The organism is Vallitalea sediminicola (assembly GCF_054408565.1).
Genome location: NZ_BTPT01000408.1, coordinates 1 through 261, shown reverse-complemented (window position 1 = coordinate 261; position 261 = coordinate 1). Strand labels below are relative to the sequence as shown.

Genomic DNA, 261 nt, shown 5'->3' with positions numbered 1-261 from the left:
CCAATTTTTGATGGGGATTGCATTGTCGCGCTGGATGGAAAGATCACCGAGTGGGGCTATGAGAAAGACATTGATTGTGAAGGCGCGACAACGATCGTTGATGCACATGGTGTGACGGTCGCACCGGGTCTGATCGACAGTCACATTCACCCAGTCGTGGGGGATTACACGCCACGCCAACAACAATTGGGTTGGATTGATAGCACATTGCACGGCGGGGTCACGACGCTCATTTCTGCTGGTGAAGTTCACATGCCTGGG

General features: G+C 53.3%; 1 pseudogene. It reads left to right on the top strand.

Going from position 1 to position 261, the window contains the following annotated elements:
• A pseudogene (locus ACX6CF_RS27220) lies at window positions 1–261 on the top strand (hypothetical protein); the annotation flags it as partial.